The 704-nt window shown below is 75.9% G+C and carries 1 protein-coding gene; it reads right to left on the bottom strand.

Annotated elements, in window-relative coordinates:
• Positions 1-13: 13 nt before the first annotated feature.
• Positions 14-704, bottom strand: a 691-nt coding sequence (locus tag FNQ90_RS25765; protein ID WP_182608507.1) for an amidohydrolase family protein, incomplete at its 5' end; no start/stop codon positions are given.

Raw genomic sequence — 704 nt, 5'->3', positions numbered from 1 at the left:
GTGTGGGGGTCGGTCACGGGCGGATCCTCTCCAGCAGGCGGCCGGTGGGCGGGGGCTCCCCGGTGGAGCCGACCGGCCCCGGGGTGATGTCGGTGCCGCGCAGCCAGGTGCGGCGCACCACACCGTGCAGGGTGCGACCGGCCCAGGCGGTGACGGGATTGCGGTGGTGGAGCGCGGCGGGGTCGACGGTGAACGTCGCGTCGGGGTCCAGGGCGATCAGGTCGGCGTCGCGGCCCGGGGCGATCGAGCCCTTGCGGTGGTCGAGGCCCACGAGGGCGGCGGGGGCGGCCGACATCCAGCGGACCACGTCGGCGAGGTCGTGGCCGCGCCGGCGGGCCTCGCTCCAGACGGCGGGCAGGCCGAGTTGGAGGGAGGCGATGCCGCCCCAGGCGGTGCCGAAATCGGGGGTCTTGAGGTCGGCGGTGCACGGGGAGTGGTCGGAGACGACGCAGTCGATCGTGCCCTCGGCCAGGGCCTGCCAGAGGGCGTCGCGGTTGTCGGCGTCGCGGATCGGCGGACAGCACTTGAACTCGGTGGCGCCGTCGGGGACCTCCTCGGCGGTGAGGACGAGGAAGTGGGGGCAGGTCTCGGCGGTGACACGGACGCCGTCGCGGCGGGCTGCGGCGATCAGCGGCAGGGGGGCGGCTGCGGACAGGTGCAGCAGGTGGACACGGCAGTCCCGGGCGCGGGCGAGGTCCAGGACC

This window comes from Streptomyces alkaliphilus (assembly GCF_014141535.1).
Classification (GTDB): domain Bacteria; phylum Actinomycetota; class Actinomycetes; order Streptomycetales; family Streptomycetaceae; genus Streptomyces; species Streptomyces alkaliphilus.
Note: the sequence above shows the minus strand (reverse complement) of the source record. Positions and strands in the feature narration are given on the sequence as shown.